We start from the raw sequence: 19845 nt of genomic DNA on the forward strand, positions 1-19845 counted from the left end.
TCTGCTCGTAACAAAAAAAAAACAACCTGGAAGAGTGAAAGTGTTAAATGTGCACAGGAATACAGTTCAGGAGAGGGCATAAAAAAAGGCCACCTTGTGAGTGACCTTGTGTAGCGAGGAGCAGACTTGAACTGCCGACCTTCGGGTTATGAATCCGATGCTCTAACCAGCTGAGCTACCTCGCCATTTTGGGCTGCAAATATATGGGTTTCGATTAAAAAACCGGGCGCGGGTACTAAGTTTGTTTTTTATGCTTGAAAACGTTGCTTTCCCGGCAGGCCAGCTCTTGATCATCATTCGAATTAAGCTCTTCAATTTTGCTCAATTCCATACAATGCTGTACACAAAGTCGTACGGGCATATTGATAAATGACGTTCATTCGGAATCGGATAATCACAAAGTTCAACTTCTACGATCTCATCGCCCTGGCGAACGTTCGACAAGCCCAGGCGTTTACCACTTGCCGATCGCTCAACAACGCTGCCCAACATTACTTCGAGCATACCGTTCCAACATGCCTCTTCCAATTCATCTGCTTTCGAAAGCTTACGGCTGTTCTTGCCATTGGAGTTATAAAATCGCGTTTGTTCAAATGCGGCTGTCACCAGAACAATTTCCTGTTTGAGAATACTTTGCATGACATCAACTTAAAAGTGAGCGTAGTGTGAACAGAGAAAGCCCAGATTCGTAAACAACTACCTTCCGGGGTGATTTATAGGTTGAAAGTACATTCACCCTATGCCGGTAGCAAGCGTATAAACACCTGAAAATGCCAGAGCTTTTTGAGAGGTAAGCGCAGTATTGCTAACACATTGAGGCGTAAAAAGCAGCAAGAAGGCCTAAAAATATATGAGCAGAATTGGTTTGCCGATAGAACAATGTCGAAGAGACGGCACCGGCAACTATAGGGCAAAACGTGGAAATCGGGATTAAACTATTGAAGCGTTTTCGTGTTTTGTTTTGTAAAAGGATTGAATTTGCAGCGCTTACCTAACCGGCTATTGTTTTGCCTGCCACCTTAAGTATGCTATTGATGGTGTAGTTCCAATCTTCAATTGTGGCGGGTTTGGTAAGAAACTTATTTGCTCCCAGGCTGTAACAATAATCTATATCTTCTTTGGCGCTAGAGGTTGTTAATACCAGTAAGGGAACATCTTTGAAAGTGGACGCTTTGATTTCTTTAAGGATCTGCTTGCCATCGGTTTTTGGTAGATTTAAGTCCATGATGATGATTTCGGGAAATGAAGCTCCTGAATGTAAATAATCATATACCTTGTCGCCGTCCATAATTACCTGCATATTATAAACAACTTCATTATCCTGAAGTGCATCATTTAGAAGATCCACATCATCAATATCATCTTCAATTAACAAAATCCTGATTGTTGTTTCTTCCATAAAACGCCCTTGTATTAACCTATGGGAAAACAATTATAAATAATTTTATCGTAACAGAAGGAGAACCGATGCCAAATACAAAAAACAAAGCCGATGAACCAATAGAAGCAGACAAATACCTGGTGGCAATAGGTGCATCTGCCGGGGGGCTGGAGGCCATTCACGAACTTTTTGAAAACATGCCCCCGGATACCAATTTCTCCTTTGTAATTATTCAACACCTGTCGCCTGATTATAAGAGCCTGATGCCTGAACTGCTTGCAAAGCATACGCAGATGCAGGTTTTTGAAGCGGTAGATGGTATGCGGTTGCAGCCCAATTGTATATACGTTTTACCCAGCAAGAAGTTGATGACGGTTCGCAATGCCAAATTGGTGTTAACCACGAAAACAGGGTCTAACTCACCGAATACTGCAATCGACACGTTCTTTTACTCGGTTGCTGAAAATCACGGTAAGAAGGCCGTTGCTATCATTCTGTCGGGGACCGGTTCTGATGGCACAAAAGGAATAGAGGCGATTAAAAACAGTGGAGGTATCGTGATCGTACAAGATCCGCTGACTGCCAAGTTCGACGGAATGCCAAACAGCGCAATTGCCACCGGTGTAGCTGATCTAATCCTTTCTCCTGATATGATTCCGGAGGAGCTTAGTGAGTTCCTGAAAGAGAGCCCCCTGGTGAAGTCGTTCAACCAGGCCAATCAAAAGGATGAAGCTGTGGTGAACAGTATACTGGAATTGGTGCTAACAATTACATCACACGACTTTCGCAATTACAAACGGCCGACCATTTATCGCCGCCTGGTGAAAAGGATGGCTTTGAAAAACCTCAGCCAAATAAACGATTACTTCAGGCTACTAAAAGAAGATAGCTCAGAGATAAAACAATTAAGCAAGGAGTTCCTGATTGGGGTAACAAAGTTTTTCAGGGACATGGAAGCCTTTCGGGAAATTGAAAAACATGCCATTGATCATGCCTGGAAACGTGCCAGCAACGGCACGCTGAAAGTGTGGGTTGCTGCCTGCAGCACAGGTGAAGAAGCATATTCGCTTGCAATGTTGTACCAGGAGATGCTGGAGCGAAGCCAGCAACAACACATTGTTGTGAAAATCTTTGCGACAGACATTGACCAGGCTGCGCTCGAGATTGCGTCGAGAGGTGTTTATGGCACACACATCGAAAACGATGTACCGAGGAACTACCTGGAAAAATACTTTAAAAAGGAGGACAACAAATACCGGGTACTTCCTATCCTTAGAAAAATGGTGGTGTTCGCTCACCATGATATTCTGAAAGATCCGCCGTTTAGCAAGCTGGACCTGATCACCTGCAGGAACATGCTCATTTATATGAGCGCTGAGCTACAGAAAAAAGTGCTCAGAACTTTTCATTTTGCGCTGAATACGGAGGGAACACTCGTACTTGGACCCAGCGAAAATGTTGGGAACCTAAAGGATTATACGATAGAACTAAATAAGAAATGGAAGATTTACCGTAACCTCGAAAAGTCCGGCACCTATTCTCAGGAAGAATTTATCACTCCATTAGACAAATTCATTTACCCACAATCAGCAACCGTAAGCAAGGCAAAGAATGCATTGCACAACTTACCGGAGATATTTAAAGAGACCCTTGTTGAGGAGTTTAATTATGCCGGCATCTACATCGACCGTGAACTTGAGGTTAAGCAAGCAGTTGGCAACTTTAAGCAGTTCCTCGATTTTCCCGAGAACAATTTCAATTTTAATCTACTAAAACTGGTTACGCCTGAACTGTCGATCGCGTTAAGCACGTGCGTGCGAAAAGCAATCAAAACCAATGAGCGAACCAGCATGAAGCGGGTTAAGATACGAACGTTGAACAATAAGTTGCGGTATGTTAACATCGTTGTTAAACCCTATCTCCAGCAGAAAGCTTATTTGCAGCCTTTCCTTTTCGTGGTATTAAATGAAGAGCCCGAGGACAACGTTCCCGCGGCTCGCCTACCTGATGATCCCAGTTCAATTTCTCCAAACAAGCTATCTGAACTTGAACAAGAACTCAAAGAAACAAAGCTGAATTTACAGGTTGTAGTTGAAGAGTTGGAGTCTTCAAATGAAGAATTACAGTCGAGCAACGAGGAAATGATCTCGGCGAATGAGGAGCTGCAGAGCACAAATGAAGAGCTCCAATCGTTAAATGAAGAACTCCATACCGTTAATGCCGAACACCAGCTGAAGATTAAGGAATTGGTTGAATTGAACGATGACATGAATAACTATTTCAGGAACACTGAAATTGGGCAGGTGCTCATCGACAACAAGTTGATCATTAGAAAATTTACCCCGTCAGCTCAAAAACAAATCAACCTTATTGAAACCGACATCGGCCGATCCATTGTAGACATTTCGAACAATTTTGAACGACTTGACTTCACGAACAATATCAAGCAGGTGATTAAAACGGGTAAGCTGATTGAAAAGGAAGTTACACTTACCAATGGGCAGATTTACCAAATGCGAATAAACCAGTATATAAAGCTGGACCAATCTGTTGGCGGTGCGGTAGTAACCTTTGTCAACATTTCGCAAATCAAACAACTCAACAGTATTATCGAGGGGATCTTCAATAGCTCGTTGAATGGGATTCTCGCATTTAAGGCTGTGAGGAACGAAAAAAATGAAATTATTGACTTTGAATGGCTGGCCTCAAACAAAGCCGCTGACAAATTGATTGGGGTTAAAGAGCGCATGAACGGCAAAAAGCTTCTGAAGCAATTTCCGTTTTTTGACACCAATGTTTTTGAAGAATACGTGAAAGTGGTGCAAACAGGAGTTGGTCTTCATATGGAGTATCCTGAGAAGAACACCCGCAATTGGTATGAGATTGTGGCGGTAAAAAGAGCCGACGGCCTGGTGATTACCTTTTCTGATATAACGGAGAAGAAGAATTCCTACGAGCACCTTAAGAGCACTTCCGATCAGCTGCAATCTTCCAATTACGAATTGGAAAGGTCTAATTATGACCTTATGCAATTTGCATCGGTTGCCTCGCACGACCTTAAGGAACCACTACGGAAGATCCAGACCTATGGCAACCTGCTAAATGCCAAAATGCATCTGCAGTTAAAGCCGGGGGAAAAAAATTACCTGGAGAAGATTATCAAGTCATCGCAGCGGATGCAGGTACTAATCGATGATGTACTCACGTTCTCGAAGTTGTCGAATAAACAAACACATTTTACGATCACTGATCTGAATAATGTGATTGACCGCATTATCGACGACCTCGAGATCATCATAAAAGAGAAGAATGTACAATTTCATATCGATAGACTTCCGAACATCGAGGCGATACCAGGACAAATGAACCAATTGTTCCAAAACCTAATCAGCAATGCGTTAAAGTTCAACAGGAGTCCAAACCCGCAGATTAGCATACACTCCAATGGTATTTCGCCGGAGGAAGAAAAGGCGCTTAAGATCATTGCACAGGACTACATCCGCTTTGCAGTTGAAGATAACGGAATTGGATTCGAGGACCGGTTTAAAGAGAAGATCTTTGGAATCTTTCAACGATTACACAGCAGTAACGATTATGAGGGTACTGGGATTGGGCTGGCGATATGCAAGAAAATAGTTGAAAATCACCATGGTTTCATCACTGTGGAGAGTACACCTGAAAAGGGTTCAAAATTTATTATAACTTTTCCGCTTAAAAGCCAATTCGTAGAAGATTAACTCCTCAGAAATTAGGAGTTTATGAGTCAGAACCGAGGATAATAATCCTCAAAGTTGATCAGAAAATATTAATTAGATATCACTATTTACTTATGGCTTCCAGGAACCATTGTTTGTGCGTTGGTTTTTTGAACCAGGCTCTGGAGAATTTTCTAAGCCATTTAGCATAAGTGATCCGTACCTGGTGGTATAATCTACAGTTGGATGCAGGCGGGTTGACTCTGGCACGACTCCCCTTGTTCCACCCTGAACCTGCTGAGGGGCAGCATTTTGATGATCTTTGATTTCTTTAGCCTGGTCTTTCTCTGCTGCAATCCTACCCAATTTTGCGTTTGCTCTTGTCTGGTATTTTGGCCTGTCTGAAGGTGTTCCTAAGCCATTATACGCATCCTGGATCAGTACATCTGGCATAAGCTCTTCAATAGTTGCAGCAGGATAGAACATAGTAGAATGGTTTTGAACTTTAATAAGAGAAATATTATGCCAGTATAACATACTGGAAAACCAACAGGATCAATCACATACAAAGATGTGTAATAAGAAGAAATTACCTCATCAGATTGTATTAACGAATAATCGGAAGATACGAATAGACGGCAAATAAAACAAATAGCAGTTAAACTCCCTTGAAGATCAGCAAAGTTCAAAACAGGAAAACTTGTTATGTGTAGGCATTGAAGGAACTCTATTAGCCAGGATATAAGTCGCCAGCTCCGGTTCCCGATCGGACGCGAACACACCATCTGGCGGAACATGTAGGGTCAATCAAGCCTGACCATCCTCCCGACACCAGCAACAAGCGCACGATAAAGTATATAAACCGGTTCAGAAGAGCTATCCGGTAAATTTAAAGGAACTCAAAAAATGTGGATTAACAGCATTAAGTTTAGTCAATGTTTCCCTGTGCAAACCATACCCGTCGTATTATGCCTGTAACAATAGCTTAATTTTGCTTTTTACTTTGTTTACAGTAGGCAGCATTTGGGCCTCAAGGGCAAGATTAATGGGTACGGCTGGCAGATCCAATGCCCCAAGCACTTCAACTTCTTTGTCGAGGAACTGGAAGCAGCTCCTCATAATGCGGTAGGCGAGCGACTCTGCAAAGGAATTTAACACCTGCTCTTCTGTAATAACGAGGCATTTACCATGGGCCTTAACCCTTGCATATACCAGTTCTTCATCAAGGGGAAAAAGAGTGCGAAGGTCGATGATCTCTACCCTGCCAGGAAATTCCAATGCCGCTGCTTTGGACCAGTAAACACCTATTCCATAAGTAACAATGCAAATTGTTTCTCCTTGTTCTAATGCTGCCGCATCTGAGCACAATACAATGTTTGCCTTTCCCAGTGGCAACCGGTAACTTCTTGCCGGCTCTATTGTTTTTGCATCTTCAGTGCCTGGCACCTTGCTCCAATAAAGGCCCTTATGTTCAAGCATGATCACCGGGTTAGGGTCATAAAATGCTGCTTTCATCAGCCCTTTCATATCAGCACTGTTGGAGGGATAACACACCTTGATGCCTTTTATTGTTAGCAAAGTGCTTTCTATGCTGCCGCTATGATATGGGCCACCTCCACCATAGGCGCCAATTGGTACCCGAAGTACCATGCTTACCGGAAACTTGCCTCCTGACAAGTAGCACGATTTGGAAATCTCTGATGCGAGTTGGTTGAAGCCCGGGTAGATGTAATCGGCAAACTGAACCTCTACAATCGGCCGAACCCCTACTGCTGATAACCCGATAGTAGAGCCGATTATATAGGCTTCCTGGATTGCGGTATTGAATACGCGGTGCTCACCAAATTTTTCTGACAGTGTTGCGGCTTCCCTGAAAACCCCACCTAATCTTTTGCCAACGTCCTGTCCATATAGTATACACTCGGGGTGGTCCTGCATGATCTCTTCGATCGCAAAAAGGGCGGCATCAACCATAAGTACTTTACGTCCGTTTTCAGGTGCCCTTTCTCCTTCTTCGTGTATCACCGTTGCCGGTGCGAAAACATGTTCTGTTACGGTGGAGGGAAGTGGTTCTTCTGCTGCACATGCGTTCTCAAATGCATGCTGCACCTCAGATCCAATATTTTGTTCTAAGGAGACTAAATTGGTTTCGGATACGCCATGTTGTAATAATACCTTTCTTAACCTGGGTATCGGATCGTTGATTGCGTGTTGTTCCAGGTCGTCAGTTGTTCTGTAGAATTCTTTTCGTACCCCACTGGTATGATGACCAAGCAGCGGAACCCGGGCATGAACCAAAACCGGTTTACGTGCATCCCTTACATATCGGATTGCCTCGTACATACAGGTATAGCTTTCGATGAAATTGCTTCCATCACATGTAAAAGGTTTAAGCCCCTTGAAGCCGGCTGCGTATTCATACGCGTTCATTGCCCTGGCTTCTGGTGCGGATACGCTTATCCCCCACTGGTTGTCCTGCACCAGGTAGATGATAGGTAGTTGCCATAGTACGGCCACCTGCAGCGCCTCGCTAACCTCACCTTCGGTTACACTATTGTCGCCAAGAGAACACAATGCAAATGGCTGTTCATTGTTGTCCCCTTTTCTAAGCAGCGGCGAATTGGTTGCGGCGAGAAATTTTAAACCCTGGGCAATGCCGGTCGTGGGAATTGCCTGCATCCCGGTTGCGCTACTTTGATGAATTATGCCGGGTTTATCAGTTGCTTTGCTACTGGGGTGGCAGTAATACGACCGGCCTCCGCTAAATGGGTCGGCCGCTTTTGCCAACAACTGTAGCATTAATTCTTCTGGCTTAAAGCCGGCGGCCAGCATCATTGAGTCGTCGCGGTAATATGGACTGAAATAGTCACAAGGCAGCAATTGCATTCCGGTAGCAATTTGAATTGCTTCATGCCCCCTCGATGTGGAATGCACATACTTACAAATGGACCTGTTTGCCTCGTAAGTTTCCGCCATTGTTTTAGCCGTAATCATCAGGCCATAAGCTCTAAGAAGAATATCGTTGGTCAACATGGAAAGCAATCGTAAAATTTAATAAACACTATGGACGTGTTGTACAGGTACACTTTTGTGTATGCGGACACCAGCCTTACAAATGTGAATTAAACATTTGACAAGGGCTAAAATTTAACGTGTTGAACAAAGATTCACCGGCTTGTTGCGGTATTCAGCGAAGCGGTGAAGAACAATATCCGGTACATGATAATAACACCTGTCAGAACCAGTGGTCAAAGCCTGGCAGCCAAACCGACGTTCGAAAAGCCCGTGCAAAACAAAACTCCCGGCCAGGAGCGAATACACCTATTTGTTTTCTCAGGATTTTAAAGATGCTGATGCACTGATAACAAAAACGCTGTTCCTGGTGTGGAACAGCGTTTTGGCAACTACAAGTTCATTGTAGAAAGACTATTTAATTTCGAGTTCAAACATTTTTTCAGCTTCAAAAAAGCCCTGAAGTATATCTCCGACAACGCACTCACCAACACCCGCAGGTGTACCGGTGTAAACGAGATCGCCGATGTTTAACGAAAAATAGTTTGAAATGTGGGTGATGATTTCGTCAAACGAAAACATCATGTCGGAAGAAATTCCTTGTTGTACCAATTCACCATTTTTCGTCAGCGAGAAATTAATTGGCTTTTTTTGGATATCCGGTGTCACTTCCTTCCAGGTTCCGATTACTGCGGAATTATCCCACGCTTTGGCCTTTTCCCACGGCAGGCCCTTGGCTTTTAATTCCGCCTGAACGTCCCTTGCTGTAAAATCGATACCTACGGTTATTGCGTTGTAATATTTAGAGGCCTGACGTTCGGGTATGTATTTGCCATTTTTAGAGATCCGCAAAACCAGTTCAGCTTCATAGTGTAATTCATTGCTGAACTCGGGATAGTAAAAAGGACTATGCGATTGAAGCAAAGCGCTTTTTGGCTTCATGAATACAACGGGTTCATCCGGTATTTCATTTTTTAGCTCTTTGGCATGGTCAGCGTAATTTCTACCAATGCAGAAGATTTTCATTTGTTGATCAGTTTTCGTAAGACTATCTAAGTATCAGGATAGATGTAGTATCAACAGTAAAGGTTGACTACTTAGCTAAAATTTATTTCTTCGTGTTGAACGTTTTAATTCCGGAAAACTATACAAATTCAACGCTGTTTATTGCATTCATTGCCTTCTCAATGCCTTCGGTTGAGAAGTTCTCAATTACCTCGACGCATTTGTCGATCTTTTGATTTACTATCGGCTGTTCCTCTTTGGTCCACCTGGCCAATACAAAGTCTACCTGCATTCCCTTCGGGTAGTTATTCCCTATGCCAAACCTCAGTTTAGGGTACTTGTCGGTTGCAAGGGTTGCCTGTATATCTTTCAGACCATTGTGACCGGCATCGCTGCCACTAGGGCGCAACCTGATTTTGGAAAGCGGAAGCGCAAGGTCATCAACAATGGTCAGGCTGTTTTCAATTGCTACTTTTTCTTTATCCATCCAGTACTTAAACGCCTTCCCGCTGAGGTTCATGTAAGTTGTAGGTTTTATGCAAACGAACAATCTTCCTTTCCATTTCACTTCAGCTACTTCCGCAAGGCGCCCCATTGTAAAGATTCCGCCATGTACCTCGCAGAACCGATCTACCACATCAAACCCGATGTTGTGCCGGGTGTGAACATATTCGGCTCCTATGTTTCCCAGACCAACAATCAAATATCTAGTCATTCGGCAAAAATAGGATTCAGCTTATCAAGTAAAAATTTAATGCTTAATTGTAAGTCGTCCGGTACATACAATAGCCGTGCCGTAGCAAAACATTGATCAGCTTTCCGGCTTGCTCAAGCGAAATAAACAAGAAATCTGACCGTTGGTGAGGTCTGCAGTTCAAGTAGCGAAACGTTAACCAGCCGGGCGTACAGGTGAGCATCAACAAGGGCTCAAGAAGGTCAAAGCAAATGTGAATCAACAGGTTACGGTCCTTGTACAGGAGCAGCGTTATGCAAGGCTCCTAATCAATATGGCCGGTACAAACGGTTATGATTCAGTATGAGCAAGGTCGTTTGCTTTAAGGAACGCAAAAAAAAACCCGGGAATTACCCGGGTTATAAGTGGTACTATATTAGTTACTTTTTAGGAGCGGCAGCTTTCGGAGCGGCAGCACCAGCTTTTGGAGCAGTTGCTTCCTCCTGCTTTAACTGGCGGGTCATTACTACAGATGCGATTGGAATACGGGGACTATTCAAAATCTCCATATTACCTGCTACTACATCCTGTACGCGAATGTTGCCATTCAGTTCAAGATTGGTAACATCTACAGTGATGGACTCCTTCAAATCTTTTGGAAATGCTTTCACTTTTAAAGACTTCATTTTAGTTACCAGCTTACCACCTGCTTTAACACCTACGGAAGTTCCTGTAAGGTGAAGGGGCAGGGTTGCGACAACTTTTTTATCTTCCACCAGTTCTAAGAAGTCGATGTGCAGCAGCTCATCGCTAACGCGGTCGAACTGCAGATCTTTAAGGATGCACTGGTAAGTGCTACCATCTACCTGTATTTCTGCCTGCATAAATTCAGGTGTATAAACGATTGGCCTTAGCGCTTTTGCTGATGCAACAAAAGTGATTTCTTTAGCACCCCCGTAAATTACACCAGGCACAAGTTCCTGAGAGCGAAGTTGGCGGGTGGCTTTTTTGCCCATTTCGGTCCTCAGTTGTCCTTCGATTGTAATTGATTTCATGATTGCTTATTGTTAATTAAAAAACCGTTTTGAAACTTTTAACCCCTTCTTCCCGGATCCTGTTCTGCACGCTTTGCTTTTAGCTGAGAATGTATAAACAGATTGGTTATACTTCTGTTCTCATATGCATTGCGAATGGCTATTGCAAAAAGATCCGCTACTGAGAGTACCTTAATTTTTGGTGACTCGTGCTTAAGCGGAATGGTATCGCAAACAACGAGTTCCTGTAAAACGCTGTTGTTGATGTTTTCGTACGCCTTACCACTTAACACCGGGTGTGTACACAATGCGCGAACACTTAGTGCTCCTTTCTCCATCAGCAAGTTGGCTGCTTTCGCAAGTGTTCCGCCAGTGTCGCAGATGTCGTCGATCAAGATGATTTCTTTATTGGCAACATCACCAATAACAACCATGCTTGCAATCTCGTTAGCCCGCTTCCTGTGTTTATCGCAAATGACCATTTCAGAACTGAAATAGCTCGCAATTTCACGCACCCTGTTGGTACTTCCCACGTCGGGGGCGGCAAAGGTAAGGTTTTGCAGTTTAAGTTGCTCTATGTAGGGGATGAAAATGGCAGAACTGTCAAGGTGGTCCACCGGGATATCGAAATAACCCTGTATCTGAGGCGCATGCAAATCCATGGTGATAATCCGGTCCGCTCCTGCTGCAACCAACAAATTCGCAATCAACTTGGATCCGATTGCCACCCTGGGTTTATCCTTTCTATCCTGCCGTGCATAACCATAATAAGGCATTACCACTACAATCTTATATGCACTGGCTCTCCTTGCAGCGTCAATCATCAACAGCAGTTCCATTAGATTGTCACTGGGAGCACAGGTACTTTGTATTAAAAAAACATAGTCACCCCTAATACTCTCCATAAAAACCGGCTGAAACTCGCCATCGCTAAACTTTTGAATGTCGATCTTCCCGAGAGGGGCACCGAAACGCTGAGCTATTTTGGTAGATAGCGGCTGGGAGTCTGTTCCGGAGAAAATTTTAATCGACGGGTTCATAAATAAGCTTGGAAATGAGCGGCGAAGATAGAAATAAGCACCAGAAATTTTTATATTGGTTTTACGAATATTTAGCATGGAAAAGCAAACCATAAAAAACTGGGCGGCTGATGACAGACCCCGGGAAAAACTAATGCAGAAAGGTTCCGGCGCGCTCAGTAACTCGGAGCTGCTGGCCATATTGATCTTAAACGGATCAGTAGATAAAAGTGCAGTTGACCTGGCAAAAGAACTGCTCGGCGCTGTGCAAAACGACCTGAACAAACTTGGAAGACTGTCGGTGAAAGACATGGTTAACCTGAAATTGAAGGGATTGGGACCGGCTAAGGCGGTAAGTATAGCCGCAGCCCTCGAGCTTGGCATTCGACGCAAGATGGCGGAAACCAAAAAGGAGGTGATCCTATCCAGTCGCGACCTTGCGGAATACCTCCGGGCACAGTTTGAATACAAGAAGCACGAGATCTTTGCAGTGGTATTCCTGAACCGGGCAAATAAGATCCGGCACTTCGAAGTAATTAGTGAAGGCGGTATTACCGGAACCGTAGCAGATCCGCGAATAATTTTAAGAAAAGCGCTGGAACACGATGCCGTGAATATTGTTCTTTGTCATAATCACCCAAGCGGAAGTTTAAAACCGAGTCGCCAGGATGAGGAGCTCACCCAAAAGATAAAGGAGGCAGCCCGCTATTTCGATATCAGGGTGATGGATCACCTGATTGTTAGTGATGAGGGTTATTTCAGTTTTGCTGATGATGGCATTCTGTAAAGGTAATTGTCGGGGTGCTACTCATATCGTAAAGCCACAATAGGATCGAGCTTTGACGCCTTTATCGCTGGCCATAGTCCAGCGGCCAAACCTACAACCGTACATATGATTATACCCGTTACCACCCACGCCCAGGGGACAACAAAACCTGTTCCCAAGAGGGAGGAGAAAAGATTGCCAACCAAAACACCAAGCACAATCCCGAATACGGCGCCAAGCAAACTAATGATAATCGACTCGAACAGGAATTGATTTCTTACGCTGCTCCGGGTTCCGCCGAGCGCCTTTATAAGCCCAACTTCTTTTGTTCTTTCCGTTACTGCTACGAGCATAATGTTCATAAGGCCAATTGCGGCGCCGATCAGGGTTATTAAGCCAATTACCCCGGCAGAGCCCGAGATACCGCCCAATAAGTTGATCATCACCTCGGCAATACTATCGCTTCGATCAATAAAGAAATTTTCGTTATCCGTGGCCGTCAACAATCTAATGCCCCGGAACGTTCCGGTAGCTTCGCCTATGGCGGGATCAAGTTGTTGAATATCGTCGACCATGATGTTGATCGTAAACGACTTGGCAGCATTGTCGAGCCGTCGAACATTCGTGTGGCTGGTAACAATCACTTTATCCTGTTGCATCATGGCACTGGTTCCCTTAGCCTTTAAAAGACCTATCACCCGGTAGGGAAGATTTCCCACCCGGATCACTTTATCAACCGACGTTTCCGGTTTTCCCGGGAACAACCTTTTTGCAACATCCTGGCCCAGCAAGCAAACGTTCCTCCCGCTTTGCACATCCAAACTGCTGAAATTTCGGCCGGTTTGAAGTGTAAAGCCGTTGATCAATAAAAAGTTTTCGTCACCACCGGTTATTCGAACATCAGGATTGGTTTCAATACTTTCATACTTCACCTGGATTGAACCGGGCCCCCCGAGTTGAAGCCCAACAATAGCAGGAAAACGGTAATTGTCCTTGAACAGCTTAGCCTGCTCATAGGAAATCACTTTACCTACGTTTGAAGCCTTCTGTTTCTTTTCGCCTTTTTTTGATTGGTTAACATTGCTCCGGTTACCACCGATACGTATGTTCCGGTCCCTGTAGCGGATACTGAATGCATTTGCACCCAGAGAAGAGAAGCTTTCTTTGATGCTCTGGTTCATTGCCTGTATAGCCGTGATGATCCCGATCAACGCCATGATACCAAAAGCAATGATTGCTACGGTAATGCCTGTACGCAACTTGTTACTGCGAACTGTTCGGTACGATAAAGAAAGCGTATCAGACAACTTCATATACTGCGATTAAGGAGAAATGTACCTTAAAGATAAGCAGTTAACCCTTTTTTGGGAATACTAAAAATACATGAATTGGAGAAGCAGGTTCGGGAAGATTCCAAGAATTACAATCACGGCAGCAACGGCGACCATAAGATACTTGAATCGCGATGTCACGGCCGGAAAGCTTACATCCCCGTCCTTGAAAAACATAGCCTGGATGACCTTGAAGTAGTAGTAAGCGCTTACAGCAGCAAAAAGAACGGCGATAATAACAAGTCCGAGGTTGTTACCCGTTTTTACTACTGAGGCTAGCATATAATATTTAGCAAAGAAACCTGCAGTAAGTGGAATACCTGCAAGCGACAATAGGAAAATCGTGAGTACTCCGGCCAGTAAAGGCTGGCTTTTACCAAAACCATTAAACCCCTCGAAAGTTCCGTCTTCCATTTTTACCAACACGGCAAAGATGCCGATAGTTGCCAGACAGTAGGCTGCCGCATAAAGTATAAGCCCCTCTTTGGCAGCATCGTTTAGTGAGAATAATGCGAAAAGCATAAATCCCGCCTGCGCAATGCTCGAGTAAGCCAACATACGTTTTACACTTTGCTGAAAGACGGCCGTCAGGTTACCAAAGGCAAGGGTAAGCACAATTACAATGGCGATCAACCTTTCCGTTTGCGACCCCATGCTGCCATAACGGCTCTCAAATAACCTGATGAAAGCGGCAAAGCCGGCAACCTTTACGATGGTGGCCATAAAAGAAGTAAAAACCGTGGGTGCACCGTCATAAACATCTGGTGTCCAAAAGTGAAATGGTGCCAGGGAAACTTTAAAAGACAAGGAAATAAACAACAGGAGCAAACCCATTGCTTCAAGGTAGGAAATCGATGGTGTTTGGGCAGCAGCACGTTCCACAAGGAAGGTTCCGCTGGTTCCGTATAAAAGGGCAATACCCATCAGCATGATGCCGGTAGAAAATGCGCCCATCAGGAAGTACTTCAGCGAGGCCTCATTACTCTTCAGGTTTTTCTTATCACTACCCGTAAGAATATACGACGGAATAGAAATAATCTCGATACCGATAAACAGCATCATCAAATTCACATAGGATGTAACAATTCCAATTCCACAAAGAATAAAGAATATAAGCGCAAAGTATTCAGCCGTATAATTTCCGACTTTTTCAACATCCTTCCCGGATAGCATGACAAACAACAGGGTCGAAAAAATGCAGATGCTGTTAAAAAGCAAACCAAACCGCTCAAAATGCAACATGTTCGTCGTGTTGATATCGAACAAGGCAAAGCCGTAGTTCTCACCTACATTTAAACCCAGTAACACCAACAAGCCGGCAATCGCGATATTTTTAAGTGCAGCATGGTGCTTAACCAAAATGCCGCTGAACATCATCACCACTCCTAATATTGCCGAGACTATTATCGTATTCATAAGTATTCCGCGTTCAGGCTGCTATTTAAGTTGAGCTAAAATTTTTGTTGCATCATTCGTCAGGTTTATCAATGGTTGTGGATATACCCCAAATACGATAACAACCAGCACAAGTGTGATCAGCATATATTTTGCACCTGGTGAAACATCTGCAATCATCTCAACACCTGTTCGGGCCTCACCATAAAATACTTTCTGAACCATCCAGAGTGTATAAACCGCAACCAGAATAATGCTGATACCTGCAATTCCCGCCATCCAGTGGTTGTAACGAAATAAGCCATTAAACATCAGGAATTCACCTACAAAAGCATTCGTTAAGGGCAATGCTACATTTGCTAAAGCCATTACTACAAATAAGATCGCCAGGGTTGGTGCTTTTTGTGCAAGCCCCCCCAGTTCACTAAACTTACGGGTGCCAAGCTGTTGTTCAATCAGGTCGGCAACGATCCACAATCCTATTACATTAATGCCATGGCTGAACATCTGTATAACCACGCCCTGGGTTGCAACACCTTCATCGGCAAACATTGCTGCGCTCATTAAACCAATGTGAGCGATAGAAGAATAAGCAATTAACCGTTTGATGTCATCCTGCCTGATAGCGATTAAAGACGCATACAGCATTCCGATGATTGAAAAGATTATTACAACATCCGACATACGAACGGCCGCATTTGGAACAATTGGGATAAGCCACCGTAGCACCGCAAACACACCCATCTTTACCATTACTCCGCTTAACACCATTGTAACGGCAGTTGGAGATTGTTCATAAGTATCCGGTTGCCAGGTATGAAAAGGAAAAACCGGCATCTTAATGGCGAAAGCGATAAAGAGTGTCCAGAACACAAACAACTCACCCCGTTGCGTAAGCTCAATATTATATAGCGAGCGCATAGCAAAAGAATGATCCGGAGTTTGATAGTAGAGGTATAAAATGCCGGCTAACATCAGGAGTGAACCCGCAAAAGTGTAGATAAAGAACTTCCAGGTAACCGCAATCCTGCGCTCACCACCCCACCTTGAACAAAGAAAGTAAACAGGTATCAATGCCAGCTCCCAGAAAAAGTAAAAGAGCAACAGATCCATTGCCAGGAAAACACCCATTAAACCCGCCTGGGAAAACAACATCAACCCGTAAAATGCATTTGAACCGGAATACCGGTTTTTGAAAGTGGAGGCAAAAATAACGGGGAAGGCAATTGCAGTCAATAGGGTTAGCACCTTGCCCATACCATCAAGTCCAAAGGTAAAACGCGCACCCAGCGTTGGTACCCAGCTGGCATCAAACGCCAACAAGTTACCGCTGGTGTTGGCAGAAGCCGCTCCGAAAATGGCGATCGCCAGTGTTATGACGGAACTAAATAAAGCCCACGTTTTTGACACTTTTTCCTGCCTGAGAAATAAGGTGACAAGGCCACTGATCAACGGAACTAATATCAATAAAACAGGAATCATATCTTCTTTTTACCGGCGACTATTTAAATACTTTATTCAGGATAGGTGTAAGGTTATGACCATAAAAGATTAGTAAGATCATCAGCACCATACTCAATACCATCATCAGTATATAATTACCTACCTGCCCACTTTGCAAGAGTCGTATTTTGTTAGATGTGTATTGCACTCCTTTACCAACCCCGTTTACTACAGCGTCGATGCCGCTCTTTTCAACAAAACGGTTTAGAAATCCACCAAAAGCCACCAGTGGACGCGCAATTGCCGCGTCATATAATTCGTCGATATACCACTTGTTGGCAAGCATCTTTCCAGCTCCTGTTGCATCGGCAATCTCCGGACGTTTACTAAACCGGGTCCATGCATAAAATATAGCGATGGCGGCAAGTCCCACAGAAACCCCCATCAACATATATTCAGTAGCATGCGATAAGTGATGCGATTCCGCGGGCGCAACGATCACCGGCGATAAAAAATTCGCAAGTGCATGCGCATTGGGAGCAAATACCTCTGGTATGCCCACAAAGCCACCGATAACACTCAGCACAGCAAGTACAATCAACGGTATGGTCATTGCCGACGGACTTTCATGCAAATGATGCTCCTGATCGTGCGTTCCCCTGAAGGTTCCCAGGAACGTCATTGCATACAGCCGGAACATATAAAACGCTGTCAGGGCTGCTGTAATTACCCCCACGATCCACAACACCGGATTGTGCGCATAGGCTGCCGCAAGTATTTCATCTTTCGAAAAGAACCCGCTAAATGGTGGTATGCCCGATATGGCAAGGCAAGCCAGCAAAAAGGTTATGTGTGTAATGGGCATATGCTTTTTTAATCCACCCATATACCGTATGTCCTGTTGGTTATGTACCGCGTGTATAACACTACCCGCACCAAGAAACAACAGGGCTTTGAAGAACGCATGGGTCATTACATGAAACACCGCTCCTGTATATGCCCCTACCCCAAGCCCCAGGAACATATATCCGAGTTGGCTTACGGTTGAATATGCTAAAACTTTTTTGATATCGTTTTGCTTTATTGCAATAGTAGCAGCAAGTAAGGCAGTAACTAAACCGATGATTGTAATAAAGCCCAGTGTTCCGGGAGCCATGCTGTATAACACATTGCTGCGAACAATCATATATATACCTGCAGTTACCATTGTTGCGGCATGGATCAATGCCGACACCGGGGTTGGACCTGCCATCGCATCCGGCAGCCAGGTGTAAAGAGGTATCTGTGCACTTTTACCCATTGCTCCAACAAATAACAACATGGTAATGCCGGTAACTTCAGCCGTACTAAAGTTCGCAGCATTTGCAAAAACTTCACTATAAGTGCTGGTGCCGAGCTTTTGTAAAATCCAGAATACCGCTAATAAAAAGCCAAGGTCACCAATCCGGTTCATCACAAAGGCCTTACGCGCAGCATAATTGTATTCATTATTTTTAAACCAATAACCGATCAGCAGGTACGAACACAATCCAACACCTTCCCAGCCGATGAACATGATGACATAGTTGGCGCCAAGTACCAATAAAAGCATCGAAAACACAAATAGGTTCAGGTAAGCGAAATACCTTCCATAATGTTGCGGAGCTTCTTCTTTCATGTAAGCCGAAGAATACACATGAATTAAAAAACCAACACCGGTTATGATCAGGAGGAACAACGAAGAAAGCTGGTCGATTTGAAAATCGAAGGGGATATTAAATGCAGGAACCCTAATGAAGTCGAACAAGTGTACCGTTACAGCACGGAAACCGGGCTGTTTTACTTCAAAAAAAATAAGTAAGCTTACTATGAATGACGCGAGTATCGTACCGCAACCGATAATGCTGATCAGCGATTTCGAAAGTTTATTGCGACCCAATCCGTTTATCAGGAAACCGATCAGGGGAAACAACGGAATTAAATAAGCGAGTTGACTCATGCCACTTATCCGCCGCAGCGGTTACGTTTTGGTCTTCAGTCTTAAAAAGATCCGAAAGACGATTAAAGATTATATCGAAGCCGGTTGCCGCAAGCGGAAACGACTAGTTCTTCAGCCTGTTTAAGAAATTTACATCAACCGAATGCGTATTCCGGTACAACATAACGATAATTGCCAGTCCTACACTTACCTCGGCAGCAGCAACCACCATAATAAAAAACACAAATAATTGGGCGTCTGTGCCCGCTGTAGAGGTCGGATTAGTCAGGTACTCTGCACCGTGGTGCATCTTTGAAAATGCAACCAACATCAGGTTCACCGCATTTAACATCAATTCTATACACATAAAAATGATGATCGCGTTACGCCGGGTTAATACACCAACAACCCCAATGCAAAACAACACCACTGAAAGCATTATATAATATTCTATCGGCATTTCGCTGGTCCGTTTTTACGGCAGTTTTTTGTTTCAAACAATGAGTTTGGAACGATGATGAAATATAGTAAACCATTAAGGGCTCCGGTTCTTGCGCCAACTGTTCACGCATCAGCACGCTCACACATGATTAAACGTCCCTACTGGTTTGGCGCTTCGCCTTTTTTACCAATAACCACTGCACCAACCATCGCACTTAAAAACAATACACTCGTAATTTCAAAAGGAATCAGGTAATCATTATACAGTACGCGCCCAAGATTTTTTATCAAGCCAATATTACCTTCTTTAATCAGGGCAGTTTTGGTCTGCATGTCTTTTGCGTCAATCAGCACATCTATCATGATAAGCATAAAGCTGCCTCCGGCGATTGCGCCGGCAACCTTAAGCCATGTATTTTTTTGAGGTTCAGTATTGCTGTTCAGGTTCATGAGCATTATTACGAACAGGAACAGTACCATAATCGCCCCGGCATAAACAATCAGGTTTACGATTGCCAGGAACTGTGCATTTAGCAGAAGATAATGACCGGAGATGGCAAAGAAAACGACAATAAGCCATAACACACTAAAAACCGGGTTTTTACTTATAAGCACCATCATTGCGCCCAGCAGGGCAAGTGCCGATAAGAACCAAAACAAAATCACAGTTGTACTCATTGAAAGCAGTTGGTT

The 19845-nt window shown here is 44.0% G+C and carries 16 protein-coding genes and 1 tRNA gene; 2 read left to right on the forward strand and 15 right to left on the reverse strand.

Going from position 1 to position 19845, the window contains the following annotated elements:
- Positions 1 to 111: 111 nt before the first annotated feature.
- From EXU57_RS12355 to EXU57_RS12365, 3 genes are all read right to left on the reverse strand, one after another.
- A tRNA-Met gene (locus EXU57_RS12355) sits at positions 112 to 185 on the reverse strand.
- Between the two features lie 136 nt (positions 186 to 321).
- Entirely contained in the window at positions 322 to 639 is a 318-nt protein-coding gene (locus tag EXU57_RS12360) for a hypothetical protein (RefSeq protein WP_133268528.1), read from the reverse strand.
- Positions 640 to 991: 352 nt separating this feature from the next.
- On the reverse strand, positions 992 to 1399 hold the full coding sequence (locus EXU57_RS12365; protein WP_133268529.1) for a response regulator: 408 nt from the start codon (positions 1397 to 1399) through the stop codon (positions 992 to 994).
- Between the two features lie 68 nt (positions 1400 to 1467).
- On the opposite strand from EXU57_RS12365, the gene EXU57_RS12370 reads away from it, so the two are divergent.
- The gene (locus EXU57_RS12370; RefSeq protein ID WP_133268530.1) at positions 1468 to 5118 is read left to right on the forward strand and encodes a chemotaxis protein CheB; all 3651 of its coding nucleotides are present in this window, start codon (positions 1468 to 1470) and stop codon (positions 5116 to 5118) included.
- A gap of 90 nt (positions 5119 to 5208) precedes the next feature.
- Here EXU57_RS12370 and EXU57_RS12375 read toward each other — a convergent pair whose 3' ends face one another.
- The 6 genes from EXU57_RS12375 to EXU57_RS12400 form a co-directional block, all read right to left on the reverse strand.
- Positions 5209 to 5562, reverse strand: a complete 354-nt coding sequence (locus tag EXU57_RS12375; protein ID WP_133268531.1) for a hypothetical protein — start codon at positions 5560 to 5562, stop codon at positions 5209 to 5211.
- A 480-nt stretch (positions 5563 to 6042) separates the two neighbouring features.
- Positions 6043 to 8109, reverse strand: coding sequence for a thiamine pyrophosphate-dependent enzyme (locus EXU57_RS12380; RefSeq protein WP_133268717.1), 2067 nt, complete (start codon positions 8107 to 8109; stop codon positions 6043 to 6045).
- Positions 8110 to 8502: 393 nt separating this feature from the next.
- Positions 8503 to 9114 (reverse strand): fumarylacetoacetate hydrolase family protein, encoded by a 612-nt coding sequence (locus EXU57_RS12385; protein ID WP_133268532.1) that lies wholly within the window; start codon positions 9112 to 9114, stop codon positions 8503 to 8505.
- A gap of 118 nt (positions 9115 to 9232) precedes the next feature.
- Positions 9233 to 9808 (reverse strand): aminoacyl-tRNA hydrolase, encoded by a 576-nt coding sequence (pth, locus tag EXU57_RS12390; protein WP_133268533.1) that lies wholly within the window; start codon positions 9806 to 9808, stop codon positions 9233 to 9235.
- A gap of 398 nt (positions 9809 to 10206) precedes the next feature.
- A complete protein-coding gene (locus tag EXU57_RS12395; protein ID WP_133268534.1) occupies positions 10207 to 10821 on the reverse strand; it encodes a 50S ribosomal protein L25 in 615 nt (204 codons plus the stop codon).
- A gap of 38 nt (positions 10822 to 10859) precedes the next feature.
- Complete coding sequence (locus tag EXU57_RS12400) at positions 10860 to 11840, reverse strand: ribose-phosphate pyrophosphokinase (RefSeq protein ID WP_133268535.1); 981 nt, start codon at positions 11838 to 11840, stop codon at positions 10860 to 10862.
- A 76-nt stretch (positions 11841 to 11916) separates the two neighbouring features.
- Between EXU57_RS12400 and radC the strand changes: the two genes are divergently transcribed.
- The gene (radC, locus tag EXU57_RS12405; RefSeq protein ID WP_133268536.1) at positions 11917 to 12606 is read left to right on the forward strand and encodes a RadC family protein; all 690 of its coding nucleotides are present in this window, start codon (positions 11917 to 11919) and stop codon (positions 12604 to 12606) included.
- Between the two features lie 17 nt (positions 12607 to 12623).
- Here radC and EXU57_RS12410 read toward each other — a convergent pair whose 3' ends face one another.
- From EXU57_RS12410 to EXU57_RS12435, 6 genes are all read right to left on the reverse strand, one after another.
- Positions 12624 to 13898, reverse strand: a complete 1275-nt coding sequence (locus EXU57_RS12410; protein WP_133268537.1) for an ABC transporter permease — start codon at positions 13896 to 13898, stop codon at positions 12624 to 12626.
- Positions 13899 to 13958: 60 nt separating this feature from the next.
- Positions 13959 to 15332, reverse strand: a complete 1374-nt coding sequence (locus EXU57_RS12415; RefSeq protein ID WP_133268538.1) for an NADH-quinone oxidoreductase subunit N — start codon at positions 15330 to 15332, stop codon at positions 13959 to 13961.
- A 21-nt stretch (positions 15333 to 15353) separates the two neighbouring features.
- On the reverse strand, positions 15354 to 16793 hold the full coding sequence (locus EXU57_RS12420; protein ID WP_133268539.1) for a NuoM family protein: 1440 nt from the start codon (positions 16791 to 16793) through the stop codon (positions 15354 to 15356).
- Positions 16794 to 16812: 19 nt separating this feature from the next.
- Positions 16813 to 18732, reverse strand: coding sequence for an NADH-quinone oxidoreductase subunit L (gene nuoL, locus EXU57_RS12425; protein ID WP_133268540.1), 1920 nt, complete (start codon positions 18730 to 18732; stop codon positions 16813 to 16815).
- Positions 18733 to 18835: 103 nt separating this feature from the next.
- The gene (gene nuoK / locus EXU57_RS12430; protein WP_133268541.1) at positions 18836 to 19171 is read right to left on the reverse strand and encodes an NADH-quinone oxidoreductase subunit NuoK; all 336 of its coding nucleotides are present in this window, start codon (positions 19169 to 19171) and stop codon (positions 18836 to 18838) included.
- A gap of 140 nt (positions 19172 to 19311) precedes the next feature.
- Positions 19312 to 19830: an NADH-quinone oxidoreductase subunit J gene (locus EXU57_RS12435; protein WP_133268542.1), complete on the reverse strand. Its 519-nt coding sequence runs from the start codon at positions 19828 to 19830 to the stop codon at positions 19312 to 19314.
- Between the last annotated feature and the right edge of the window lie 15 nt (positions 19831 to 19845).

The sequence above is a fragment of the Segetibacter sp. 3557_3 genome (assembly GCF_004354985.1).
Lineage (GTDB): Bacteria > Bacteroidota > Bacteroidia > Chitinophagales > Chitinophagaceae > Segetibacter.